General features: G+C 42.4%; 1 protein-coding gene. It reads right to left on the bottom strand.

Annotated features, from left to right (window positions below; all coding sequences use genetic code 11):
* The coding region (locus HMPREF1552_RS11295; RefSeq protein WP_021745341.1) for a transketolase family protein at positions 1-425 on the bottom strand (425 nt) is incomplete at both ends.

Below are 425 nucleotides of genomic sequence, written 5' to 3'. Positions count from 1 at the left end.
GCCAGTCGCTAATATTGCTACATCATTTCCTTCTGTTAAAGTTGCTGCTTTTCCTATTTCAAATTTATAGTTTTCATCAAATAATACTGGTATATTCAGTCTTCCAAGTCTTACATATACAGGCCCTTCATATTCAGCCACTGCAAAGACCATTTTTTCTGTTTCTACTGCATCTGCTGGCGATAGCACTACCATTCCTGGAATTGCACGCATTAATGCCACATCCTCAACTGACTGGTGTGAACCTCCATCTTCTCCTAACGAGACTCCTGCGTGAGTTGGACAAATCTTGACATTTAAATGCGGATACGCAACCGAGTTTCTGACCTGGTCAAAGGCACGTCCCGCCGCAAAATGTGCGAAAGTTGAAGCAAATGGTATTTTCCCAGTTGTTGCAATACCTGCAGCTGTTCCAATCATATCAG

This window comes from Leptotrichia sp. oral taxon 879 str. F0557, from assembly GCF_000469385.1.
Classification (GTDB): Bacteria; Fusobacteriota; Fusobacteriia; order Fusobacteriales; family Leptotrichiaceae; genus Leptotrichia; species Leptotrichia mesophila.
Note: the sequence above shows the minus strand (reverse complement) of the source record. Positions and strands in the feature narration are given on the sequence as shown.